Annotated in this window: 13 protein-coding genes, 2 tRNA genes and 3 rRNA genes; 8 read left to right on the top strand and 10 right to left on the bottom strand. The window is 42.7% G+C overall.

Going from position 1 to position 24,096, the window contains the following annotated elements:
* Positions 1-45: 45 nt before the first annotated feature.
* The 3 genes from WC753_02900 to WC753_02890 all read right to left on the bottom strand — a co-directional run bounded on the left by WC753_02900 (position 46) and on the right by WC753_02890 (position 2,043).
* Positions 46-978, bottom strand: a complete 933-nt coding sequence (locus WC753_02900; protein ID MFA6080403.1) for a hypothetical protein — start codon at positions 976-978, stop codon at positions 46-48.
* A gap of 72 nt (positions 979-1,050) precedes the next feature.
* A tRNA-Cys gene (locus tag WC753_02895) sits at positions 1,051-1,124 on the bottom strand.
* Positions 1,125-1,203: 79 nt separating this feature from the next.
* Positions 1,204-2,043 (bottom strand): UPF0489 family protein, encoded by an 840-nt coding sequence (locus WC753_02890; GenBank protein ID MFA6080402.1) that lies wholly within the window; start codon positions 2,041-2,043, stop codon positions 1,204-1,206.
* 171 nt (positions 2,044-2,214) lie between these two features.
* Here WC753_02890 and WC753_02885 point away from each other — a divergent pair, with 171 nt between their 5' ends.
* Genes WC753_02885 through WC753_02865 form a run of 5 tightly spaced genes read left to right on the top strand, consistent with a single transcriptional unit; the run spans position 2,215 to position 4,634 of the window.
* The gene (locus tag WC753_02885) at positions 2,215-2,544 is read left to right on the top strand and encodes a hypothetical protein (protein ID MFA6080401.1); all 330 of its coding nucleotides are present in this window, start codon (positions 2,215-2,217) and stop codon (positions 2,542-2,544) included.
* Between the two features lie 9 nt (positions 2,545-2,553).
* Positions 2,554-2,895 carry a hypothetical protein gene (locus WC753_02880; protein ID MFA6080400.1) on the top strand — a complete coding sequence of 114 codons (342 nt, stop codon included), beginning with the start codon at positions 2,554-2,556 and terminating at the stop codon, positions 2,893-2,895.
* A gap of 50 nt (positions 2,896-2,945) precedes the next feature.
* Positions 2,946-3,470, top strand: a complete 525-nt coding sequence (locus WC753_02875; protein ID MFA6080399.1) for an adenine phosphoribosyltransferase — start codon at positions 2,946-2,948, stop codon at positions 3,468-3,470.
* Positions 3,463-4,095 (top strand): 5'-methylthioadenosine/S-adenosylhomocysteine nucleosidase, encoded by a 633-nt coding sequence (gene mtnN / locus WC753_02870; GenBank protein MFA6080398.1) that lies wholly within the window; start codon positions 3,463-3,465, stop codon positions 4,093-4,095. Before WC753_02875 ends, mtnN begins: the two co-directional genes overlap by 8 nt.
* Before the next feature lie 53 nt (positions 4,096-4,148).
* On the top strand, positions 4,149-4,634 hold the full coding sequence (locus tag WC753_02865; GenBank protein MFA6080397.1) for an S-ribosylhomocysteine lyase: 486 nt from the start codon (positions 4,149-4,151) through the stop codon (positions 4,632-4,634).
* 15 nt (positions 4,635-4,649) lie between these two features.
* Here the strand turns inward: WC753_02865 and WC753_02860 are convergent, their stop codons facing one another.
* From WC753_02860 to WC753_02845, 4 genes are all read right to left on the bottom strand, one after another.
* Complete coding sequence (locus tag WC753_02860) at positions 4,650-5,816, bottom strand: hypothetical protein (protein MFA6080396.1); 1,167 nt, start codon at positions 5,814-5,816, stop codon at positions 4,650-4,652.
* A gap of 167 nt (positions 5,817-5,983) precedes the next feature.
* Positions 5,984-6,096, bottom strand: a 5S ribosomal RNA gene (gene rrf, locus WC753_02855).
* A 193-nt stretch (positions 6,097-6,289) separates the two neighbouring features.
* Positions 6,290-9,442 (bottom strand): 23S ribosomal RNA (locus WC753_02850).
* Positions 9,443-9,574: 132 nt separating this feature from the next.
* A 16S ribosomal RNA gene (locus WC753_02845) occupies positions 9,575-11,419 on the bottom strand.
* Together the 16S, 23S and 5S rRNA genes form the textbook arrangement of a ribosomal RNA operon.
* A 409-nt stretch (positions 11,420-11,828) precedes the next feature.
* Between WC753_02845 and WC753_02840 the strand changes: the two genes are divergently transcribed.
* Positions 11,829-12,809: a hypothetical protein gene (locus WC753_02840; GenBank protein ID MFA6080395.1), complete on the top strand. Its 981-nt coding sequence runs from the start codon at positions 11,829-11,831 to the stop codon at positions 12,807-12,809.
* Here WC753_02840 and WC753_02835 read toward each other — a convergent pair.
* Both WC753_02835 and WC753_02830 read right to left on the bottom strand, forming a co-directional pair.
* Positions 12,806-14,254, bottom strand: coding sequence for a phosphoribosyltransferase family protein (locus WC753_02835; GenBank protein MFA6080394.1), 1,449 nt, complete (start codon positions 14,252-14,254; stop codon positions 12,806-12,808). The genes WC753_02840 and WC753_02835 overlap by 4 nt on opposite strands.
* Positions 14,255-14,331: 77 nt before the next feature.
* On the bottom strand, positions 14,332-15,348 hold the full coding sequence (locus WC753_02830; protein ID MFA6080393.1) for a D-alanine--D-alanine ligase family protein: 1,017 nt from the start codon (positions 15,346-15,348) through the stop codon (positions 14,332-14,334).
* A 105-nt stretch (positions 15,349-15,453) separates the two neighbouring features.
* Between WC753_02830 and WC753_02825 the strand changes: the two genes are divergently transcribed.
* Together WC753_02825 and WC753_02820 are read left to right on the top strand one after the other, a co-directional pair.
* On the top strand, positions 15,454-16,152 hold the full coding sequence (locus WC753_02825) for a hypothetical protein (protein MFA6080392.1): 699 nt from the start codon (positions 15,454-15,456) through the stop codon (positions 16,150-16,152).
* 29 nt (positions 16,153-16,181) lie between these two features.
* Positions 16,182-16,266, top strand: a tRNA-Leu gene (locus tag WC753_02820).
* Positions 16,267-16,348: 82 nt separating this feature from the next.
* On the opposite strand, the gene WC753_02815 is transcribed toward WC753_02820, so the two are convergent.
* Complete coding sequence (locus WC753_02815) at positions 16,349-23,857, bottom strand: DUF2341 domain-containing protein (GenBank protein ID MFA6080391.1); 7,509 nt, start codon at positions 23,855-23,857, stop codon at positions 16,349-16,351.
* Between the last annotated feature and the right edge of the window lie 239 nt (positions 23,858-24,096).

The raw sequence follows: 24,096 nt of genomic DNA, 5'->3' as shown, positions 1-24,096 counted from the left end.
TTTTCGAGAAAAAGCACAAAATTTTTCTATACTTCAATATATTTTTTATGGTTTTCTGTTTATATCCCCTCGACGAGAAACATATCAATCATGGGTAAAAATATTCTCATTCTTAAATTCTGCACATGCTTTTCTAAAACCCCGCGTTCATAGAGATGCAGGAGTACTTTCGATAAGACCAGGATTAATCTCTGGATCATTACGGTATTTAGTCATAAATACTCGCACCAATTCCGATCTTTTACCTTCATTTGACCATTCTCGAATAAATTCATCACCGCAAGGAAGATTGAAAAAAATAAAAAAGGCATATAAAAAATGGAGCTGATTGGGGCGAGGTTCAGTAAAATCAAATTTTTCAAAACTAGGTAATCTATCAAAATTGACCTGCTTCATAAGAGCCGCTAAAATCTCAGGATCGATTCCTGTGGATCGTATATCCTGCATAAGTGCCTGATACATCTCTCAAAATCTCACTTCAGCAAAAGGAAAATCATAATGCTCTGTGGGCGAGCATTTGTCTCAAAGAGCTCTATCCATTTTTTTCATATTGGCAACTTCTTTTGCATCACGCAAAATATATTGCGCTAATCTTACAATGGATACCTCAGAAAAGGCGTAGGAGAGAGTTCAGAATCTTGGAAATTTTGAGTTTCACTTATGTTTCAAATAATGTTTTACAGGGTCATTCCACATTTCCCTATTTTTCATCACCATATCTTGATACGCCCTAGTATGCTCGAGTAGTCCTCTCACATTTATATCTAATCGCCTTTTTACGGCTGTTTTTGCTACATATTTTGCCATTCATATTGGGAGTCATATGTTTTGGCAACTCTGGGTTGTGGCTTGTAATCTTCCCAAGACTTTGTCTACTCTCCCTCTAGATTTTTTTAAGAATTTACCCAATTCATCGGGAGTAAAAGCTTCCTGAAGAAGAGGGAAATCTGGTAATAGTTCGTTGAGTGCATCTGGCATATATTTTATTGTGTCTCGTAATCTTTGAAAAAATAAAACACTATCACTATAGTGTTTTATTATAATTGTCAATGGAGGCACCACCCGGAGTCGAACCGGGCTACGAAGCTTTGCAGGCTCCTGTATAACCGATCTACCATGGCGCCATGCATTTTGCGAAGCAAAATGAAAGAAGAAATAATAAAGAAGAAATAATAAAGACAGATTTCTTGTTTATCTCGGGGATTATAGCAAAAGGAGGTCTTTTTGCAAACTTTTCAAAATACTGAGAGCTTTCTCTTGTTCGATAAAAAGTGGGCTCGTCGCAATCGTGATAATATCCGCTTTTGCAAGCCAATAACGAACCGTAGCGAATGTTTCATTCTCATCAAATCCTTGAGAAAAATAATCCAAATCGAGATCGACAATTACCGAACCCCCCTTTAATTCCCCCCTTGACAGGGGGGCAAGAGATACACATTTTTTTAATTGATTATTTTCCCAGATAAAGGCATTCACCCCTTCTCTGTTTTCTCCTGTTACCATCAATGCCTCAGAAAAAAGTCATGTCGCGAGTGCTGGTACGATAAAATCCGCAATAGTGAGGACAGTATTGGTATAGTCCTCAACTTCCGACAAAGTACAAAATACAGAATTCAAAGTACAAAATGAAGGATTTTTTTTGTTTATATCGTTTTGTATTTTGCTCTTTGTATTTTGTATTGGCAATACCGTAGGTGTTGCCAAGTCTGTATGTTGGTCAATATGCACGAGGAGCCCACCTGTTTGAATACATCATTTTTGAAGTGCTTCATACCAAAAAGTAAAGGCATGATTATGATTATCACAGATCCAGGTTGGTACACGAGCATTTTTGAGAAAGATATGATGTTTCAATCATGTTGCTGATCGAATAGCACCATCAACAATGGTCTCAATAGCGGTATGTTCTCAGATTTTTACATCGTCTAAAGTACCTTCGATAAGATCAGGCACATAAATTTTTGGGCCCTTTCTCACTGCATAATCCAGACGATTATTACTCACGGGTTCGGTAATAAAAAATCCAGAAGAATAGATGGACATATGAAAAAAGTATAGGGTAGATTTGTGGAATTCCAAAAATATCTTTCTTATATGAGAAGAGAAATAGAGGAATTGTATTTCATGAGACCCATAAAAAATTTGCAATTCAGAGAAGTGCTGGATATAATACAAACAGAGTTACGCACTACATTACCATTTTTTACTCCAACTATGAACTATATCATCCTCAAAACTATCATCGATTCGACCATCCAAAATTATAATCAAACCAATCCAACGCAGACTGTTACAGAAAATAATGTCTCAATCATCAATATGACTGCCAAGGGTATCGATATACTCATCCGATGCCCTCATACGCATAAGGATATCCGTATTCATGCGGAAGTAAATTTTATGAATTGACCACAGCCAACAAATTTTACTATCTCAGATAGTAGTGTCGCGATGACCACAAGACAAATAGATGATAACGATGTCACAGCGGTCCATAAAGCTCTTCAATCAAACACAAGTCTCTCTGATCTATTCAGAGAATAATCTCTTCGCATGCTCCAAAAAATACGAATTGTCCTCAAGTATACTCTCTGGTGGATAGTGGTTGTAGGATGTATTTGGCTTATCGGTGCCATCCTTTATCCACTCTTTATCGAACAATATAATTCGATGGCACTCAGAAAATATACAAACGCTTCCGGAGAAATCACACTACAGATTCCCACAGGACAACAAACACAACTTGATACGCTAGCGGATTGAGCCACACAAACAGTCAGTACAAAAATATCCAACTTTTTTATGCTCTTCAAGGAGGTACTCTCAAATAACCAACCAAAAAAGGAGGTTATCTATAAAAAAGATAATGCTTCGGGAATCTATACGGGACAATAAATAAAAAGAACTCTGTTTGGCATTTGTGAGGTTTTCGCTATACTCCTCCTATGTGAAAAAGTTATAAAGATCTGATATCGAGTCATCCCGATTTTCCCAAGCAATGAGTGATCTTCCGAGAGATTTCTCCGCTTCTTTTTGATGTAGAAGCCAGAAAAAATATCATAGAAGAATTTTGAAACTTTATGAATGGCAAGAATATTACCGCGATTGCTGGTATCGATGCTCGCGGATTTCTTCTCGCATGAATGTTGGCTGAGAGATTTCAGCTTCCTCTCGTGATGATACGTAAAAAAGGGAAACTTCCCGACGAAACGACTTTTGAAGCTTCCTACGAGCTCGAATATGGAGTAGCAACCCTCTCAATGCGAAGAGATATTTTAAAATCAGACGATATCGTATTCATAGTCGATGATGTCCTGGCGACAGGAGGTACGCTCCAAGCAGCGATTGAGCTCATCAGAAACTGCGGAGTACAATCCATCTACGTCGGAGTTCTTGTGGAATTACTCTTTCTCAAATGAAGAAACAAATTATCACCAATAGATATTTTTTCAACCATTCAATATGACTAAAATACTTATTATCTCTGCTCTAGCAGAAGAGATGGCGCCTATCACTCAATATCTCGGACTCGCACAAACGATGAAAGTAGGAGATATCATAGAACACGAGGGGTATATATTTGCCGTGAGCTCTGTCGGTAAAGTCAGTGCCGCCATGATGCTCACAAAAGTACTCGAAAAATATGATATAAAATCAATTATCAATATCGGGCTCGCGGGAAGTCTCTCTCCGCACCTTGCCTTTGGCGATGTCGTGATAGCTGAGCACACCGTCGAACACGATGGCATCATAGAAGGCGATGATGAAGCACAGAAAAGGATCTATCCTCTCTTCGCACTTACCACCGTCGAACATCCCGAACTGAAGCGATGAATCCTGGTCACTGGTGATCAATTTATCAATTCATGAGATGTAAAAGAACTGCTTCAAGCAAAAGGAGGACAGCTCGTTGATATGGAATGAGCCGCTCTCGCAAAAGTCGCACATCACTATAAAACGCCACTTGTCATACTCAAGGTCATCTCTGACCACGCTGATGAAGGTGCTGAAAAGGATTTTGAAACCAATCTCCATGCTGGCGAACGAGTCGTCAAACATTTGCCTTTTATTTTAGGATTTCTCAGCCAAAAATAAAACTTCCTTCATTTTGTACTTTGTATTCTGTCTTTTGTATTATTAATCTCACTATGGAACGTATCGCTTCATTCTCTGTCGACCATAACCACCTTGCTCCAGGTATGTATCTCTCTCGAGAAGACACAACACCTTCAGGTGATATCATACGAACGTACGATATCCGGATGAAATCTCCAAATCATGAACCAGTACTCAGTATCGGCTCTGCGCACACGATTGAACATCTCGGAGCTACATTTCTCCGAAACGATATAATCTGGTGAAAAAAGACCATTTATTTTGGTCCTATGGGATGTCGAACAGGTATGTATGTGCTTTTCTCTGGTAAACCAACTGGAGCAGAGGTCGTTGAAATTCTTCAAAAAATGTATCAATGGATTATGGAACTTCCAGAAGATTATCCAATCCCATGAGCAACAGCAGCAGAATGCGGAAATTATAGGGACCACGATCTCAGAGATGCAAAAAAAGACGCTCAAAAATTCTTCCAGAGCATCAAAGCTGAGAAAGAGTTAGGAAAATATAAATATTTATAAACCTGCAAGAGATAACTACGCCGATTGTTCCATTTCTTTCATGGCAGTCACCGCTCCAGCTATGATATCGTACATAACCCATGGACCAAGAAACGCAAGTGAAGAATAAGCAGAGACAAAATTGGCACCGCTTTTAACTGCCTGATACCCAGTTCAAAATCGCTCTTTTCTTGTGTTGCCTGTTCAGAGACCACCCGATGCTATAATAATCATTTCCGGTGGCGCTATTTGTCGTACTAATTTCACAGTGCGAATCATTTCAGGAAATATCAACGCTCAGCTAAGCCCTCATTTATTCTTCCCGATTGGTGTTTGATCTTTGAGTCCTTGGTTTGGCGAAGTATTGATACATGTATATCAGGAGACAAGATGGCTCGTGGCAGCTATCACTCTATCAAGGGCTGCCAGATCCAGATGTGGAGGGAGTTTGAGTATCACAGGTACACTAAACATCCCAGCCTCATTTATTCATTCATGGATAGCAGTGAGTGTCAGTACAAGGGATTCCATGCTCTCGCCAGAAAAAGCCTGCACTCAGCTTCATCATCATACATTTGGACAGGATACATTATATTCTATAACCTGAGCAAATGGAGCTGTTTTTCGAGCGAGCTCCTTGGCTTCTGCAGGTTTATCTATCATAGCTGTTGCTGGGGCATTGGAGATATTAATAATAAAAGGTATATGGTGTATACCGAGTGTATCTCTTTCATAGGTCAGTTGTGCGACCCACATATCAACACCGGGGCCATTGAGTCACATAAAGTTTACAATTGACTGTGATCGCTCATCTACAAAAAGACGTGGTTGGTCCATATTACCCAACAGAGGAGTGGGAGTAATGCTACCAAGCGTTACGGCTCCTATTGGAAGTGCACGAAGTACCTCCTCTGGTTTACCATCGTGCATTTTGACAAGACCACTTGGGATGAGAAAAGGAGACGTAAAATGTGCATTGCCTATTGTAAAATCTAATCATTGATTGGCTAACCAATTATCGAATTTCTTATTTCACAAAATAGCATGACAAAGACCTGGGAAATGCGACAAAACTCGTCCTAAATCCAGACCAAGTCCGTGGGCTCTTTCTGGATTTTTCTTTGCTCGAATAATCGGTCTCCCTATATGCCTATATCCTGCTATCAATGCTGCACGAGGTAATTGTCATGGATAATCATTCATAGAATATAGTAAAATTAGATTCTTTTTTCTTGGATCAATATTCCTTTTAAATTATATTTTCTAATATTACTTTATAAATAATTTTGTCAATGATATTGCGCATGAAACCATAAAAAAAACCCTCCATTTCTGGAGGGTTAATTTTTTGCGAGATGTTATCTCGAAAGTCCTGGCACCTACCTACTCTCGCACTCTCAAGGAGCACTACCATCGGCACGACGGGGCTTAACTTCTGTGTTCGGAATGAGAACAGGTGACCACCCGCGTTAAAGGCACCAAGACACTCGAGACAACATTTTCTGCGAAGCAGAAAATGAGCAGAAGAAATAGCAGAAGATAGAGAAAGGAAAATATTTAAAATATCCTGTCTATGGCTCTAGCTATAGCTCTGGCTGTCAGAGTTCTATACACTAAGAAAAAGATGTGATGAGTAAAGAGCAGTAAATAGTATTAAATGCACACAAAAGCGAATAAGAAATACAAAATTAGACCGTTAGTATCGCTCGGCTGAAGACATTACTGTCCGTACACCTGCGACCTATCAACCTCGTATTCTCCGAGGGGTCTGATATCTCATCTTAAGGTGAGTTTCCCACTTAGATGCTTTCAGTGGTTATCTCGTCCGAACGTAGCTACCCAGCGTCTGTGCCAGTAGGTCTGACAGCTGGTACACCAGAGGTTCGTTCTTCCCGGTCCTCTCGTACTAAGGAAGAGTCCTTTCAAATATCAACGCTCACAGCAGATAGGGGCCAAACTGTCTCACGACGTTCTGAACCCAGCTCGCGTACCGCTTTAATTGGCGAACAGCCAAACCCTTGGGAGCTTCTTCACCCCCAGGATGCGACGAGCCGACATCGAGGTGCCAAACCATGCCGTCGCTGTGGACGCTTGGGCATGATCAGCCTGTTATCCCTAGAGTAACTTTTATCCGTTGATCGACACCACTTCCATGCGTGTGTGCCGGTTCATTTTCACCGTCTTTCGACTCTGATCGACTTGTAGGTCTCTCAGTCAGGCTGGCTTGTGCGAATACACGTCACGTCCGATTTCCATACGGACTAAGCCAACCATTGCGCGCCTCCGTTACTTTTTAGGAGGCAACCGCCCCAGTTAAACTACCCACCAAGCACTGTCCCCCGTCCACATTCTACGATAAATGCTTCGAGAAATCTCCAAGTAAAGAGATATCAAGAAACAAACGTAAAAGTAGTTAGTATCGAGTAGTTAGTATTTAGTATAACGCAATTGCATCATACTAACGACTAAAAACTAACGACTAAGTACTCTTTCGTTCGATGAAAGAGGACGGGGTGAGTGTAGTAAATCATAAAGGGTGGTATTTCACCGTTGACTCCAGAGGGACCAAAATCCCTCCATCATAGTCTCCCACCTATCCTACGCAACATGATTCACGACACAATACCAAGTTATAGTAAAGCTTCATAGGGTCTTTCCGTCTTGCTGTGAGTAATCGGCATTTTTACCGATATTGCAATTTCACTGGGTCTATGCTTGAGACAGTGCTCAGATCGTTATGCCATTCGTGCGGGTCGGAACTTACCCGACAAGGAATTTCGCTACCTTAGGACCGTTATAGTTACGGCCGCCGTTCACCAGGACTTAAATTCAGAGCTTGCACTCCTCCTCGTGATCTTCTGGCACTGGGCAGGCATCACCCCCTATACATCGGCTTACGCCTTAGCAGAGAGCTGTGTTTTTGGTAAACAGTCGCCTGAGCTCGTTCGTTGAACCCACTTGCATAAAATATACAAATGGGAGTCCTTCTTCCGAAGTTACGGACGCTATTTTGCAGAGTTCCTTAAGCATAGTTATCCCATACGCCTGAGTGTACTTACACTTGTCTACGTGTGTTCGATTACGGTACGGTTTTGTCTACTAATATAGGAAGCTTTTCTTGGAACCAAATTATTGTAGGACACAGATACCAGCCTTGCCGAAGCAAAACGATACCAAGCTCACAAGCTTACCCGAGGGATTGCTTGCGAGAACCCAACCATTGCGGGTCTCCAATAACACGATCCGTCACAACCTATACACATATAGAATCAAAGTTCAGGAATATTAACCTGATATCCATCAGCTGCCCCTATCGGGTTGACCTAAGGACCGACTCACCCTGCCATGACTGCCATGGGACAGGAAACCTTAGACATTCGGCGATGAAGGTTTTCACTTCATTTACGTTACTCATACCAACATTTTCACTTCCCGTACCTCCAGCAAACCTCACGGTTCACCTTCTTCGGCATGGGGAACGCTCCGCTACCACGCATAAATTATATTTTACACATCTCCAACTTCGGTTTTCAATTTAGCCCCGTTGAATTATCGGCGCAGAATCACTCGACCAGTGAGCTGTTACGCACTCTTTAAAGGAATGGCTGCTTCTAAGCCAACCTCCTGGCTGTCTGAGTAATTCCACTTCCTTTACCACTGAATTGAAAATTAGGGACCTTAGTTAGGAGTCTGGGCTGTTTCCCTTTCGACTACGGCGCTTATCCGTCGCAGTCTGCCTCGTATACCATGCATGAGGGTATTCGGAGTTTATCAGGAGTTGCAAAGGTTATTCACCTCAACTAGTCCAAACAGTGCTCTACCCCCCTCACAAGACATATACGGCTATACCTAAATATATTTCGCGGAGAACCAGCTATCTCCAGGATCGATTAGCTTTTCACTCCAACCCACGAGTCATCCAATAGACTTGCAGCTCTAAATGGTTCGGGCTTCCATGCTAATTTCTCAGCACTTCACCCTGCTCATGGGTAGCTCTCCTGGTTTCGGGTCTAGTGTACGTGACTGAGCGCCCTATTAAGACTCGCTTTCGCTTCGGCTCCGGATGTTTCTTCCTTAACCTTGCCACATACAACTAAGTCGTTGGTCCGTTCTACAAAAAGTACGCGGTCACAAAAAAGGATTGCTCCCTAATGCTCCCACTCCTTATCAGCACACAGTTTCAGGTTCTATTTCACTCCCCTCTCGGGGTTCTTTTCACCTTTCCCTCACGGTACTAGTTCGCTATCGATCATCTATAGTATTTAGCCTTGGATCATGGTCGACCCAGATTCGAGCCGGATTTCACGTGTCCGACCTTACTTGAGGATATATTGCAACGCGTTTACACACTTTCGAATACGGGGCTTTTACCCTCTTTGGCTTACCTTCCCAGGTAATTCTTCCTCGTGGAAAACAGATTGTCTACTTTACAGATTGTAGTAAATATACCTCGCAACACCTCCATACCAACGGTCTGTCCTTACAGTATGGGGGTTTAGGCTGTTCCCGTTTCGCTCGTCACTACTAAGGGAATCTCGTATTTGATTTCTTTTCCAGAGCTACTTAGATATTTCAGTTCACTCTGTGTCCTCCCCGCTCATTTTTTACCAACAAATCTGCAATAACATTGGGATATAAAAACCTCAAATTACTGTTTAACTTATTAGCAAAAAAAGAGCGGGGTCACCATTAAAATGGTGGGGTTTCCCCATTCGGAAATCCTGATGTATGACGCTTCTTAACAGCTTCACCAGGCTTATCGCAGTTTAGTACGTCCTTCTTCGGGTATAGATGTCAGGGCATTCACTGTGTGCATTACTGTAGTATTTCTATCATCGCTTTTGTGTACACTCTTCACTTACTTATTGCTTTTTTACTCATCACAACTTTTTCTTAGGGTATGTACAAGAGCAATGCTCTTATAATAATCAGTATATAAAGAAGGTGAAGGTTTCAAAAAGAAAAGAGGTAGTCCATCCGCACGTTCTCGTACGGATACCTTGTTACGACTTAAGCCCAGTCAATATCTCTACTATGGGCCCTCATATTACTTAAGGGACTTCCAGTAGGTACATCTTCCATGCTTTGACGGGCGGTGAGTACAAGACCCAGGAACATATTCACCGTGACATATCTGATTCACGATTACTAGCAATTCCAACTTCATGCAGGCGAGTTGCAGCCTGCAATCCGGACTGAGATCGGCTTTATGAGATTAGCATACCTTCGCAGGCTAGCGACTCTTTGTACCGACCATTGTATCATGCGTGTAGCCCCAGACATAAGGGCCATGCTGATTTGACGTCATCCACACCTTCCTCCTGATTAACTCAGGCAGTCTCATTAGACATAATAACTAATGACATGGGTTTCGCTCGTTAACGGACTCAACCGAACACCTCAAGGCACGAGCTGACGGCAACCATGCAGCGCCTGTCTTAGGATTCCCTTGCGGGCACCCCCATATCTCTATAGGGTTTCCTAGATATCAAGTCTGGGTAAGGTTCCTCGTTCAGTATCGAATTAAACCGCATGATCCACTGCTTGTGTGGGCCCCCGTCTATTCATTTGAGTTTTAGCCTTGCGGCCGTACTACTCAGGCGGATGACTTAACGCGTTAGCTACGGCACTGACCCCGCTCATTTTTCCACTTTCTTGACTAAACATAAGTCAAAAAATGAGCGGGGCCAACACCTAGTCATCATAGTTTAGGGCGTGGACTACAGGGGTATCTAATCCCTTTCGCTCCCCACGCTTTCGTCTCTGAGTGTCAGTAGAGCCCCAGTATGCTGCCTTCGCTTTTGGTGTTCTTTATGGTGTCAACGGATTGCACTCCTACTCCATAAATTCCGCATACCTCTTGCTCACTCGAGAAAAGCAGTTTCAGAGACAAACACGGGGTTGAGCCCCGGTCTTTCATATCTGACATACTTTTCCACCTGCAGACGCTTTACGCCCAGTAATTCCGGATAACGCTTGGGACCTATGTATTACCGCGGCTGCTGGCACATAGTTAGCCGTCCCTTATTCCTCAGGTACCGTCATTATCGTCCCTGAGAAAAGAAGTTTACAATAACAAAACCTTCATCCTTCACGCGGTGTCGCTCCATCAGACTTTCGTCCATTGTGGAAGATTCCTCACTGCTGCCACCCGTAGGTGTATGGACCGTGTCTCAGTTCCATCGAGACTGGTCGTCCTCTCAGACCAGTTACCCGTCATTGCCTTGGTGGGCTATTACCCCGCCAACTAGCTGATAGGATACAGGCTCTTCCCCGAGCGCATTGCTGCTTTACCCAGCACCACTTTTAAGCATCTACCTTAATTCTCTTGAATAATTCTTGCTTTGTTCGTCCATGTCACTTCAGTTTTTGTTCTCTGCTAAAAGCCAATTCTTTTGTAAGAAATGCCTCATAATAGAGTACAATAAATGGAGCATAGGGACGAGTAGAAGGATTTTTTCAAGTATTATGTGATTCGAATCGCTTTTTCAAATCAGAAGAATAACCGATATAGAAAAAATCGGAATCCTTTTGACTCTGTAAAACATAAACGTAATACATAGGTGAAAAGTAAATAATTAAAAGTGGTGCTGGGACCATCCGGTATTAATCCATCTTTCGATGGGCTATCCCTGACTTGGGGGGAGATACCAATACATTACTCTCTCGTTCGCCACTCAGACCGAAAAATGTCATACTCATCCAGGCAAGCCCTTCAAAGTAATCCAAAGTAGTCCGCGTTCGACTTGCATGTGTTAGGCGCACCGCCAGCGTTCATCCTGAGCTATGATCAAACTCTTTAAAACTTATTTGAATATTTTTATTCTATATTTAACGTGCCGAAGATGCACGGAAACCTCACCTTCTTTATATACTGATTATGTAAAAGAGCAGTGTAATCTCCTCAGCCGTGAAGCTGAAGAAATGACGAGGCGTAATATAGAGAAAAAAATGCTTCTGTCAAAAGTTTTTTGGAAAATCTCATTTTTATCTTTAAATACAGAAAAACTCGGCAAAAATAGAGGCATTTTTTGACCAATTTTTGGAAAAACTGAGAGGCATTCATAGAATAAGTGATGCTTACTAATCGCATATTCGGAAGTTCGAGACAAAAGTGAACACATTTTGTATACAGAAATACCTCTCTATAGAAGATAAGTACGGCTTTCTCTCTATCTTGATACTCGGAAATGAGAGTCCGAGAGCACATACTGTTTGAGCGTCCTGAAGAACAGAAGAAAGTTGCTGAACTGGAGAGCGAGTTTATGTGCTTTCGGTGGTTTTGCAGTACTTTTGCCATCAAAAGTACGAAAAGGAATTAGTAATTGAAACCTGGATCCTGAATCAAGTTCAGGATGACGGAATCAGGCGGATGGATTCCACCTCGCGGACTTCGTCCTTGGCTGGAATGACGGAATCAATCCGCCTAGACGGACAGGATGATGGGAATGAAGAGATTTTTGATTTGCACTTTCTGGTAAAAAGATATATAATACTGCTATGTGACTTAATTCTAGTGATGAGAGCTCAGAAGGGCTCTGAATGGCGACCAAGGTTGCAGAACAAAGTGAACAACAGCGCGATGCTGCCGTTGCGGCTCTTGCGTGAATACAGAAAACCCAAAAAGATGAGAAAAAAGCTCATAAATTTGACATCCTCCTCTCAGAACTCGTAAAGGTACTTCTCCAGAACCAAGTGTATGATCATGTCATCAATCAGCTCGTGCCACTCCTCAATGCACGTTGTCCATCACATATTCTCCTCGGGTACCTCCTTCCTCTCTCCGATGATATGCTCGTGCGTGTACGCAAAGAGCTCGGAATGGAAGATGCTATACTGCCTGCTCGATTACAATTTACCGAAAGAGTCTCCTACCAAGAACCACTCGATAACACCATCGCAAAACATCTCAACATCTGGATGGATACTGTACGAGGATGTATCACGATAGATCCATCGCAGACATCAACCAAAAAAGTACAGGATATGATCAATGCGACCTACGAAGAGGAACTCGTGAAACTCGTCGCGCATGTCCTCGTACACTTTCTGTATGATAGATGAGTCAATATCCAGCCAGCCGATGCGGCACGTGTCGCACGTGGTATTATCAAAAAAATGATTCTCCTCGTACAGGGTATCGCAGTTGATGAATTTTTTGCAACGCCCGTGGAAGAGATGATAAAAGAGTTTTAACCGCTACAAAATTCTCCTGTAAAATAACCAGCATGGACATGTGAAAATCCATGTTTTTTAAAGACGGCAAGAAAATTTGGAACAGAGGGATAAAAAAGTCGGGCATTTTGTTGTCCTGTGATACTATTATAAAAAAGTTTTTTTTCTATGTCTTCTCGACTTCTTTGCGCATTGCTCGTATGATCGATGCCTATCAGTTCTCTGGTCGACATAGCTATGCCGTATTTATCTCAATAATGGACAATAGGACTCGCAGAAAGGACGGTAATCGAAGATGCTCATACTTCTAAGAGCATATCGACAATAACCTGCATGGTCGTACCACGAACGATGGAGTCATCGATAAGGAGAATCCTTTGTCATCGAATGTGTTCAGAGTCTATGATAAATTTGTCTCGTACGATTTTTTCTCTTTCGACTTGTTCAGAAGCCATAAATGATCGTTCGGAATGTGACTTTCTCGTCATACCATTTGGTCCTGAACCGTCCATCCCGAGAGCAGCACATACTCATTGTCGCATAATATTGGCACCATTTGGGACGGCTACTACTCGATCAAACTCCCACTCTGGATGAGTGTGACAAAGCTCTTGAGCCGCTGAAAAACCAAGATCAAAACGTACTTCAGAATTATTGACTTCATAAAGACATGATTTATTTCTCGCAAGATAGACAAATTCGAATACATCAGGGTGCTGTGGGGTGGGTTCACTCAAAAGTGATAGTGGTTCCCTTCATGGAAACACAATAGAGCCATTTGGGAGCTCTCCTCTATACTCATATCCTATCTTCTCAAAAAAATGATTCTCTGATGCAAAAATATAACTCTGTCACTTTTTTCAGAGTGCGAGCGGACGAATACCAAAAGGATCTTTAAATGCAAAAACAACTCATCAAAATACACCAATAACAGAATATCCCCCCTGAAATACTCTGAGAACTTCTCTCACAGCTTCCGTGATGGCATCATAGATACTGACTCGACAAGATGTATGAGGAGCGGACTCAAGGTAATGGAGCAAAAATCGTGCTAACGTCTCAGTATCTCCGTCAGTTTGAAACGTATACCCGCTCATACACTCACGACGAATTTGTACATGATTAGGAATATTTCCATTAAAGAGGATCTCAAGTCGTATATTATCATGCCCGATTTGAAATGGTTGAGAATTATGAGGATTATGGGTACCACTCGTTTTATACCGCGTATGCCCAAGTGCTATCGCGGATCCTGAAACATCATCCACACTTCCCATAAGTTCCACCTGTTGTAAAAATCGTTCGTCTACTTTGCGTGCTCGCACGACATTTCGGAGTATGCCATCATAATACATCAGTGCGCCTACTGCATCCGGTCCTCTATGCCTGAGCCCCTCTAAAGCCACTGCCAGTGAATGAGCGGCTTCAGCAGAATGATCGGTGACAATAGCAACAATTCAGCACATGGCAACATCTTATATGAATTTGTGACAATTCAAATAAAAATTTTCTCTCCTACTCTTACTACGCAAAATACATTTTTTTATTTTTCTTGTGCCAAAGCGATGAGCCGGTCCAGAAGTTCTGAATACCCGATACCTGAAGCTTCCCAAAGCTTTGGATACATACTAAACTTGGTAAATCCAGGCATCGTATTGATTTCATTGAGATAGCAATCTCCCGTCTCTCGGTCAACCAAAAAATCAACACGAGACAGTCCTCGGGCACCAACCGCTTGGAATGCTTTTTTTGCCAGGGATTGAAGCTCCGCAAGCATTTCAGGAGAAATATTAGCAGGGATTTGCAAATCAGCACCTCAGTCGGTATACTTTGACTCGTAGGAATAAAACTCATGTTTGATATCAGGCATGATTTCTCACGCAATAGAGACGACTGGTTTATCATTACCGAGAACAGCCAGCTCTATTTCTCGTGGACGATTGAGTCCTTTTTCAACCACAATTCTTGTATCATAAACAATCGCCTCCTCAATAGCTGCAACGAGCGCTTCGGAAGATTTTACTTTGGAAATACCGACAGAGCTCCCCATATTTGCTGGTTTAACAAATACTGGATACCCGAGCGCCTCTATTCATCCGATAACAGCAGTTTGATTTGTTTTCCAATCATATGCATTAAAAGCATAGAATGGGAGCTGTTTCAGTCAAGCTTGAGTAAAAACAGCTTTGGAATAAATCTTATCCATACCAACTGCCGAACCACCGACACCACTTCCGACATACGGAAGTCCTATCATATCAAGGAGTCATTGAAGCCGTCCGTCTTCGCCATAAGGGCCATGAAGGACAGGAAAAACAACATCAACTCACATCGCACGAAAGTCCGGCAGAGAAGTTCATTCTGCTATTTCTTGACCACCAGAAAGTATGTCGAGAGCCGTGCCACTCGCTATCCATCGACCATTTTTTGTGATAAGAACGGGGATGATATCATATTTTTCATGATCGAGAGCACTGACGACTGAACGAGCAGAAGCAAGCGACACTTCATGTTCACCACTTTGTCCACCGAAGAGAACGAGAACGCGAATTTTTGACATAGAAAAAGTATTAAAATACTCCAGAAAGTATAGTAACACCCAAATGAAAGCAAGAAAAAAGAGGGTTTATTTGCAAAAAGAGGTTCGGAGTGTTATAATAGACGCATGGATACTCTACAAACACTGCAAAACTTCTTGCAACAGTATGATTCCCTATTTCCAGCACTTCAAATACTTCTCGTAGGCATCGTGGTCAGTATAGGGCTCTATCTGCTCACAGAGTGGGTATTCCATATTACTGGTATAGAAAAAATGCTCCTCAAGATTTTTGGGCAAAAGACACATATTGGACAGGACTCTCTGCCAAGAGCTATCGGAAAATATATCGCTATCTTTGTCTTTTTGCTCTTTCTCAGAAGCTCAGTAAAAGCAGCAGGATATCAAGAAATAGAAGAGTTCCTTTGACGGGTGTTGGACTATTTACCACATTTACTTCTCGCACTGCTTGTCACATTTTTTGGAATTCAGTCTTCGGGGACCACCTATACTATCATCTACAATGCACTCCGTTTTGAAAGCAAAAAAACAGCCACACTTCTTGGCAATATCTGACGCGTTGTGATACTCTTTTTCACATTTAGTATTGCGCTAGGGCAGATAAATTACGGAGTAGAAATTGTTCCACCATATCTTATCATCTCGATTCTTATCGGTGTCGTGGCGGCTGCCAGTCTCGCATTTTGACTTGCTTTTGGACTCGGATGACGAGCAGCAGCGATGAAGATCATTAATAATTTTTTGATGAAAAAAAAGACACCAATAAAAACACCAGAAAAATCTCCAGAAAAAAACTTGAAAAAATAAATATATCTCTATAGTACACGATGTCACGTGCCCAGGTGGTGAAATTGGTAGACACGCAGCCTTGAGGTGGCTGTGCCGCAAGGTGTGGAGGTTCGAGTCCTCTCTTGGGCACCATGTAAGAATTCTAAAATACTCACGCAAGTGGGTATTTTTTGAGGACGAGAATCCGAAGTGGAGAAGCAAATTTTTAGTATGTTTATTGAGACTCCTCTGAAGTCAGAAAACAATACTCTGGTTTTGGATCACATCCTCCTGTTCTCTCTGCCCAGTCAGCTGCCTTGCTTGCGAGGAGGAAGAGTTCTTGACGGAGGATAGAGCGATTGGGCTCAAAAGTATCCCAGGTGCGCGAGGTGAGACCTTCTCGGCTTGCTCGATCAAAGAGGGTTGCCTGCCAATCATTTCCTGCCGGAAGAACCATACAGACAGAGTTCATTATCATCGCATATGCTTCTGCACGGGTGACATCACGGTCAGGTTCAAAGAGGGTTCTCTCTTTTGAGATGATGCCATATGTGAGAGCTGTCTCAGCGACATCCTGTATCCAGGGTGCTTGACCAGTGAGTCCGATATCTTGGTAGATATTAAGATAGGCCGATGGTGGTATAAAAGTTATGGGTTGCCCTTGGACTTTTTTCATTTTCACTGCAATACCTGCGATTTCTTTCCGAGGAGCGACGTCTTGGAAGCGGTAGTCCTCTTCTGAGGATTGTTGGACGATAAATCATTCACAGACAACACTATCACGGAAGAGATCAAAGGTGGAGAGATTGAGACCGAGGTTACAGCTACGATAGTAGGGTTTCGTTTGTTTGGTTTCACACTGATTTTTGTAGACGTCTTCGGTGATAACTGTCGCCCCATGAAGTGCTTGAAGTTTAGTGATGATAGTGGGGTCTTCTGAAGCAAAGAGGAATGCTTCTCCGGGGATGGTATTGTGGACTATCGTGGTGTCTTCAGTGGTTCAGGTGTTTGGTGGAGTATCTTTGGTGGTGTTGGTGTTTGGTGGAACATCTTCAGTGGTGGGGGGTGGAGGGGTAGTGTCCGGTGGTGGAAGGATAGATGCTGAGTTCGCAAAAGTGACTGAGATAGTATGGTGAGAAACTATATTGCTAAACGTATACGTTGTGATTGGTCATTGTGAGATGTTATCAGCGAGAACATCAGCTACGTGATATCCTGCATCTGGAGTCATGATGTATATGAGAGCGCCCCCTTGGTAGACAGAGGTTGAACCGCTGGGACTGATGGATCCATTTGCTCCTGCAGAAGCTGAGATGGTCATAAGTGATATACTGTTGCTTCTACGCCTTGATGTTGTTGTAAAGCTCCACGCAGTTGTCGAGGCAATACCAGCATAACTATTATCTGCAGTATCATCGAAAGCTGTTGCATCCACGAGGACATAATACTCTGTGTTATTTACGAAAGTATCTGTTGGATTAATGGTAATCGTCGTCGTGCCCCCTCCTGTTACAAGAGCGGAATCAACAGCAATAGTTTCAACGGTAGAATTATCTGATGTTTTCTTGATGGTGATATTGCCAGTACCGATAGTAACTGGTTCATCGAAGGTCATGATAAGATTGTCTGTAGTTGAGATATTGGTTGCGTTGTCTGCTGGAGAAAGAACTAAGAGAGTTGGATTGGTGATGTCTGGTGTTGTAAAGCTCCACGCAGTTGTCGAAGCAATGCCAGCATAACTGTTACCTGCAGTATCATCGAAAGCTGTTGCATCCACGAGAACATAATACTCTGTAACCTCCCCAAGTGCTGCTATCGGATTGATAGTAATCGTCGTCGTGCCTCCTCCCGTAACAAGAGCGGAATCAACAGCAATAGTCTCGACGGTAGAGTTATCTGATGTTTTCTTGATGGTGATATTGCCAGTTCCGATAGCAACTGGTTCATCGAAGGTCATGATAAGATTGTCTGTAGTTGAGATATTGGTTGCATTGTCTGCTGGAGAAAGAACTAAGAGAGTTGGATTAGTGATGTCTGGTGGTGGTCACCCTTCTCCTATTATAATATCTTTGTTAGCGGCTAGGTTTGTCGCTGGAGCAAAGTTTGTCATAGTATTACTCGCTGCATCTGTTATGATGCCACTGATAGTTTTGACCGTGAGACCACCTGTACTGTCACCAGTTTGTACAGTATAATCACAGGTGCCCGTCGTACTGCCGGTGACAGTAAATGTACAAGTTCTGTCTATCGATCCCGTTTCAAGAGTAACTGTAACATTATCTGTTGAAGTAACTGCCTCAGAGAAAGTAATATCGATATCAATGACTTCGTCAGTAGAAAATGTTCCATCGGCGTGATGAGAGGAAACATTGGTAATAGTGGGTGCCGTTGTGTCTATAGTGAAGGAGCGGTCTGCCGCATTGGCTACTACAGTAATAGGTCATACGATGGTAAGCGTGGGAGGGGTCACACATCCCGTGGCTCCTGAGAGTGTTACACCTGTGACAGCACCTCCACTTACACTGGCTGTCGCAGTAGGAAGTATCGCACAGAATCCACCAGTCACTATAACAGCGGGGGCCGAAGTGTACCCAAAACCTCCTGTAAGCACTGTTGCTGTTGTGCCAGTATTATTTGATTTTGCTGTAGCAAATGATGGTTGGGCAATCGTCAGCGTCGGTGCTACACTACACCCTACTGCGCCACTTAATGTCACGGCCGTTACAGCTCCGCCGCTAATAGTAGCAGTCGCTGTTGGACGAGTCGAACAGGTACCAGCGTTTGTCACTGTAACAAGAGGTACATCACCATAGCCAGATCCACCGTATGAAACTGTTGCAGTCGTGCCAGTAGCATTTGATGTCGCAGTAGCCGTACTACGACTTGCATACGAATCAACGGAAGATACCTTGAGAACATGAGTTCCTTCTGAAAGTCCAGAGAAGGTACTGCGAACATCATAATTTTTTGTTCTCCATACAGACCAATAATCAGATTCAGCAGAGAGATACAGAGAATCCCCGGTACTATCCCAAGCCACACCTTCTGGCATTTCATCAAGATGATTACCAGCACGATCATTACGCATACCAATCGCTATTTCATTCAGTACTGTGCAATTCGATCGGTTTGATACGTCTATTTCTATTACCTTGTCTGCTTGATGAGAAATCGCATAAAGTCTATCTACAGAGGGGACATAATCGAGACCAGATACATCGGCATAGGTGGTTGCCCCATATTGGACATTGCTTTCTTGGAGGAGATAATCACGTAGGTTGATATTTGTACATATTTCCACATTAGATGCATTAGGTGCTGTTGCGAGAGTAACCTCATACATACGTGGTCGAGTACTTTGGGTAGCCTGTCATTCCATAGCGACAAAATATGTATCTGTGTTGGAATTGTAGGCGATACTCTCTAGGCCGTCATTGGAACCAGCAGCAATGTCCGTTTCAAAATAGGTACTATTATTCAGAGTCGCGGCACCTGAAGATGGGATTACAACTCGGAATATTCTCAAATTAGCCGTATTGTCTTCCGTTGAAATCATCAATGTATGGTTATATCCACCGCTTCCATTAGAAATACTCGAAACGAGAGTAATATCTTCGATATCTCCACAAGATGAACAGGTGATCTCACGAACTGTGACTCATTGTCGGGTTACCTCAGTGATACGATCTCGGCTGTTATGAACAGTAAAAAATGTATCAGTTGTAGGGACATACACTTGACCAGACAAATCTGTCTGAGTTAAATCAAGGTTGGTTTTAGCCTGGATTTGATACAGACTTGTGCTCGCAAGACTATAATCACCATAACGAGTAGGGGTTGTAAATTCGGATATAAGGACGCCAAGAGGTGTCTCGAGTCGAAATGTCGTATATGATGCATTGACTGAATCGTTCACATCTGCTTTTGGAGCAATAGAGGTAGTATTGATGTATGAATTTGCACCAGGAGTAGGTGAAAGAAGTGTCACTTTGTATGCCGGGGTTATTGAAACTGGCGTTGTTGCTGGGCCGAGAGCACCACTATTACTCGCTTTAACTCGAAAAACATAGGATAGGTCATTGGTTAATCCTGTTACGAGGGCAAAAAGATTGGTCGAAGCTCCATCATTAAGAGTAGTCCATGTAGTTGGTTCTGAAGAAAGTTTGTATTCTATGACATAGTCAGTGACAGTTCATGTTGGAACAAGCCAGCTTAGATAGACTTTTGTATCATACGGTATAGCTGTGAGAGAAAGTGGTGTTCAGGGGGCATTTGCTGGTGGAGTTATCGTATCAGCCGTAACAGCAGTATTCTCATCAATAGTCACATCACTCGAGGTAGTTGTCTTGATTTGGTACACACCTGTGGATCCTGCAGTATCAGGATTTTGGACATGAGAGAGGATAAAGCTTTTTGCGCCAGCAACTGAGCTTGTACCGCCTGTACGAGTCAGTGTAACAACATTGGAAACAATGGATGCAGAAAGAGAACCATCAAGACCAGAGAGACTCGATGCTGCCGTGGCTCATCCTGAATTAAACGTAAATCCGCTTCAGAGAGTCGTAGGGAAAGTGATGACGATTTTACCATCAGCAGGAATTGCATCAAGAGTCGTAAAAGATACGGTGACATCACCAACCTCATTCGCAATCAGAGAAGCTGGTTCGACATTGATAGTCTCAAGAGGGCCAATGGTATATGCTTCTGGTTGATTGTAGGTTGAGAACGAATCAATAGTTGATGTATAAGAAGCATTGATCCAATTCGCACTTCGTACAATTTTTGAAACACGAACCTCATCAATCTGACCATCAAAATATCCATCAGGTGTTGCTCTACCATTATTGCGTCATATTTCTGTGAACTGCGATCCCGTGACTTCCATGCCACAGTTCGGTCCAGCAGGTGTCCCAACAGATACTCCATTTTCATACAGTGCCATGTTTGACGCACCTCCTGTCTTATCCCAAACAGCACCAGCATAATACCAGCCACCAGCGAGACTCGGTGCAGCATCTGCAACGACATTAAAGGTTCCATTGCCGGCCATTGTTGATCATCCGCCACCCACTATAGGCGTCTGAAGAGTCGCAGGACACTCGATACGAAAAGCAAGCTTGCTCCCCTGAGCTGGAGCTGCCGCTTCTGTCCCGAGCATAAGTCTCCATTCTCACATAAGTGTGCCTGATTGGTCACGAGAAAAGATATATTTTCCATTTACATCAGCTGCAAAGGAATCTGGATTATAAAACACCTCTACAGTGCCTGCATCGAGTGTACTGCCGACACCTTGCGGTATCATACCATCAGCAAATTGTGCATACTGAGAAGAGCCATTTAATTCGAGAGCATCTCCGACAATACCAGTAGCAAGCGTAGGAGAACCAATGGGGCTCGCATTCGTGGCATTGGTCGTAGAATCAATGATGGAAGTATTGCTTTTGAGATGATGTATAGCAATATAATTACTATCCCAGACTCATGTTGGATTGGCACCAACAGGTGCTGCTGGATTATTGTAATACATATAGATATAGTCTACTATTGAAGACGCATCAATCTGGGGTACTTTGACCCAGAGTGGTGAGACGCCACCTGTGTTCCATTTTTCTATTTCATAATTCAGTACTGTTATTCCATCTGCATCTACAAATCGGATATCATCTCCTCCTGTCAGAAAATCTGAATACGTAATTCTTGGTTCATTGAGAGCTACGAGGACAGGGAAATCGATGAGATTTTCTGCACGAGAAGCATTATTGAAGACAATCTTGATACGCTTATCCCAGGCATCATCATACCAGGGGTCACCAGCGGTACCCGTAATAAAGCTCCACGCAGTTGTCGAAGCAATACCAGCATAACTGTTACCTGCAGTATCATCGAAAGCTGTTGCATCTACGAGAACATAATACTCTGTAACCTCCCCAAGTGCTGCTATCGGATTGATAGTAATCGTCGTCGTGCCTCCTCCTGTTACAAGAGCGGAATCAACAGCAATAGTCTCGACGGTAGAGTTATCTGATGTTTTCTTGATGGTGATATTGCCAGTACCGATAGTAACTGGTTCATCGAAGGTCATGATAAGATTAGCGCTCAGACGAATACCTATCGCATTATCGAGAGGGAAAAGAGTGGTAACAGTTGGATTTGTGATATCTGCCATTATCGTGTCAGCAGCGACAGCGACATCTTCTCCGATAGTCACATCACTCGAGGTAGTTGTCTTGATTTGATACACACCTGTGGATCCTGCAGTATCAGGATTTTGGATATGAGAGAGGACAAAGCTTTTTGCGCCAGCAACTGAGCTTGTACCGCCTGTACGAGTCAGTGTAACAACATTGGAAACAATGGATGCAGAAAGAGAACCATCAAGACCAGAGAGACTCGATGCTGCCGTGGCTCATCCTGAATTAAACGTAAATCCGCTTCAGAGAGTCGTAGGGAAAGTGATGACGATTTTACCATCAGCAGGAATTGCATCAAGAGTCGTAAAAGATACGGTGACATCACCAGACGCACTCGTGTAGAGAGATGTGGGCTGTACATTTGTAGAATCAAGCGTGATGATTGAGTTTGATTCAGGTGAATTATAGGTAATAAAAGTGTCGTTTTGTGTTGCATAACTTGCAGATGCTTGTGCGTCTGAATAGGCAGTATTTGCGATTCTGAACTCATCTATTTGTCCATCAAATTGTCCATTACCAAGCGCATTATTCATTCCAAGCTTTACCGTATTGGTATTATTCACAAGAACCATGCCACACTGAGGAGATGCTATCCCTGCCTGTAATATACCATTTACATACATCTTCATACTACTTGCCGTATCATCGTCCCACGTTACTATAACATGGTACCATCCTCATGCGTTCGTCACCACAGCATCACTTCGTATGATGTTATTTTGTGTTGGCACACATTCGATTTGATAAGTGATTTTCCCTGTATTGGCACCTCCGGTAGTATCGACATACAGACGCCATTCCCCGTCCGATGCTCCACTGATAACACGAGACAGCAGATAGCGATTCGTCGAAACTGTCGTTGTCACATTATCGGGATTGAACCACATCTCCACAGCACCATTAGGTAGATTACCAGGGAAATTGAGCCCTAGATCAATATTGTTTCCTGTTGTGAGCACGCCATCGAAATCAACTCCATTCCCTATTTGTGCTGTTACTGAATTACCAGTAACCATACTGCCAGATGCAGTACCATCTCGATTATTAGAGGTACTGTCTTGAAATTGAGGAGATGAACCAGCGGGATCTTCCCGAAGATGTTGTACCGATTGATACCCAGTACTCCATGTCCCATTTGGATTAGCACCAACAGATGCTGCTGGATTATGGTAATACATGTAGATATAGTCCGTGTCCGAACTTGCATCAATCTGGGGTACTTTGACCCAAAGTGGTGAGACGCCACCTGTGTTCCATTTTTCTATTTCATAATTCAGTACTGTTATTCCATCTGCATCTACAAATCGGATATCATCTCCTCCTGTCAGAAAATCTGAATACGTAATTCTTGGTTCATTGAGAGCTACGAGGACAGGGAAATCGATGAGATTTTCTGCACGAGAAGCATTATTGAAGACAATCTTGATACGCTTATCCCAGGCATCATCATACCAGGGGTCACCATTATCTGCATGGGCAATAAAGAAAACCACAAAACAACACAAAGCCCCTATCAGGTAGAAATATCTTTTATGTATTTTCCCAAGATGCATAGTACAATATTGATGTTAGAATGTTCGTACTGGTAAATAGTTTATATTTACAGCAAGTGGCGAAATACTCATAAGGGAGAGGAAGCAAATCTGTACGAACCGAAGCAACTTTTTTATCATAAAATAATGGTGGGGAATGGTGTGGGAGAATGTACGCGCGTACAGTATAGTGAGGTTTTTTGAGAGACAAATGATTTTTGGAGACATATAAGTATTGTGATACAATACTTACAAAATAC

It is taken from the genome of Candidatus Gracilibacteria bacterium (assembly GCA_041660965.1).
In the GTDB taxonomy this organism is placed as follows: Bacteria; Patescibacteriota; Gracilibacteria; order BD1-5; family JAGOOR01; genus JAGOOR01.
The sequence above is the reverse complement of the archived record's forward strand: the minus strand, read 5'-3'. Positions and strand labels throughout refer to the sequence as shown.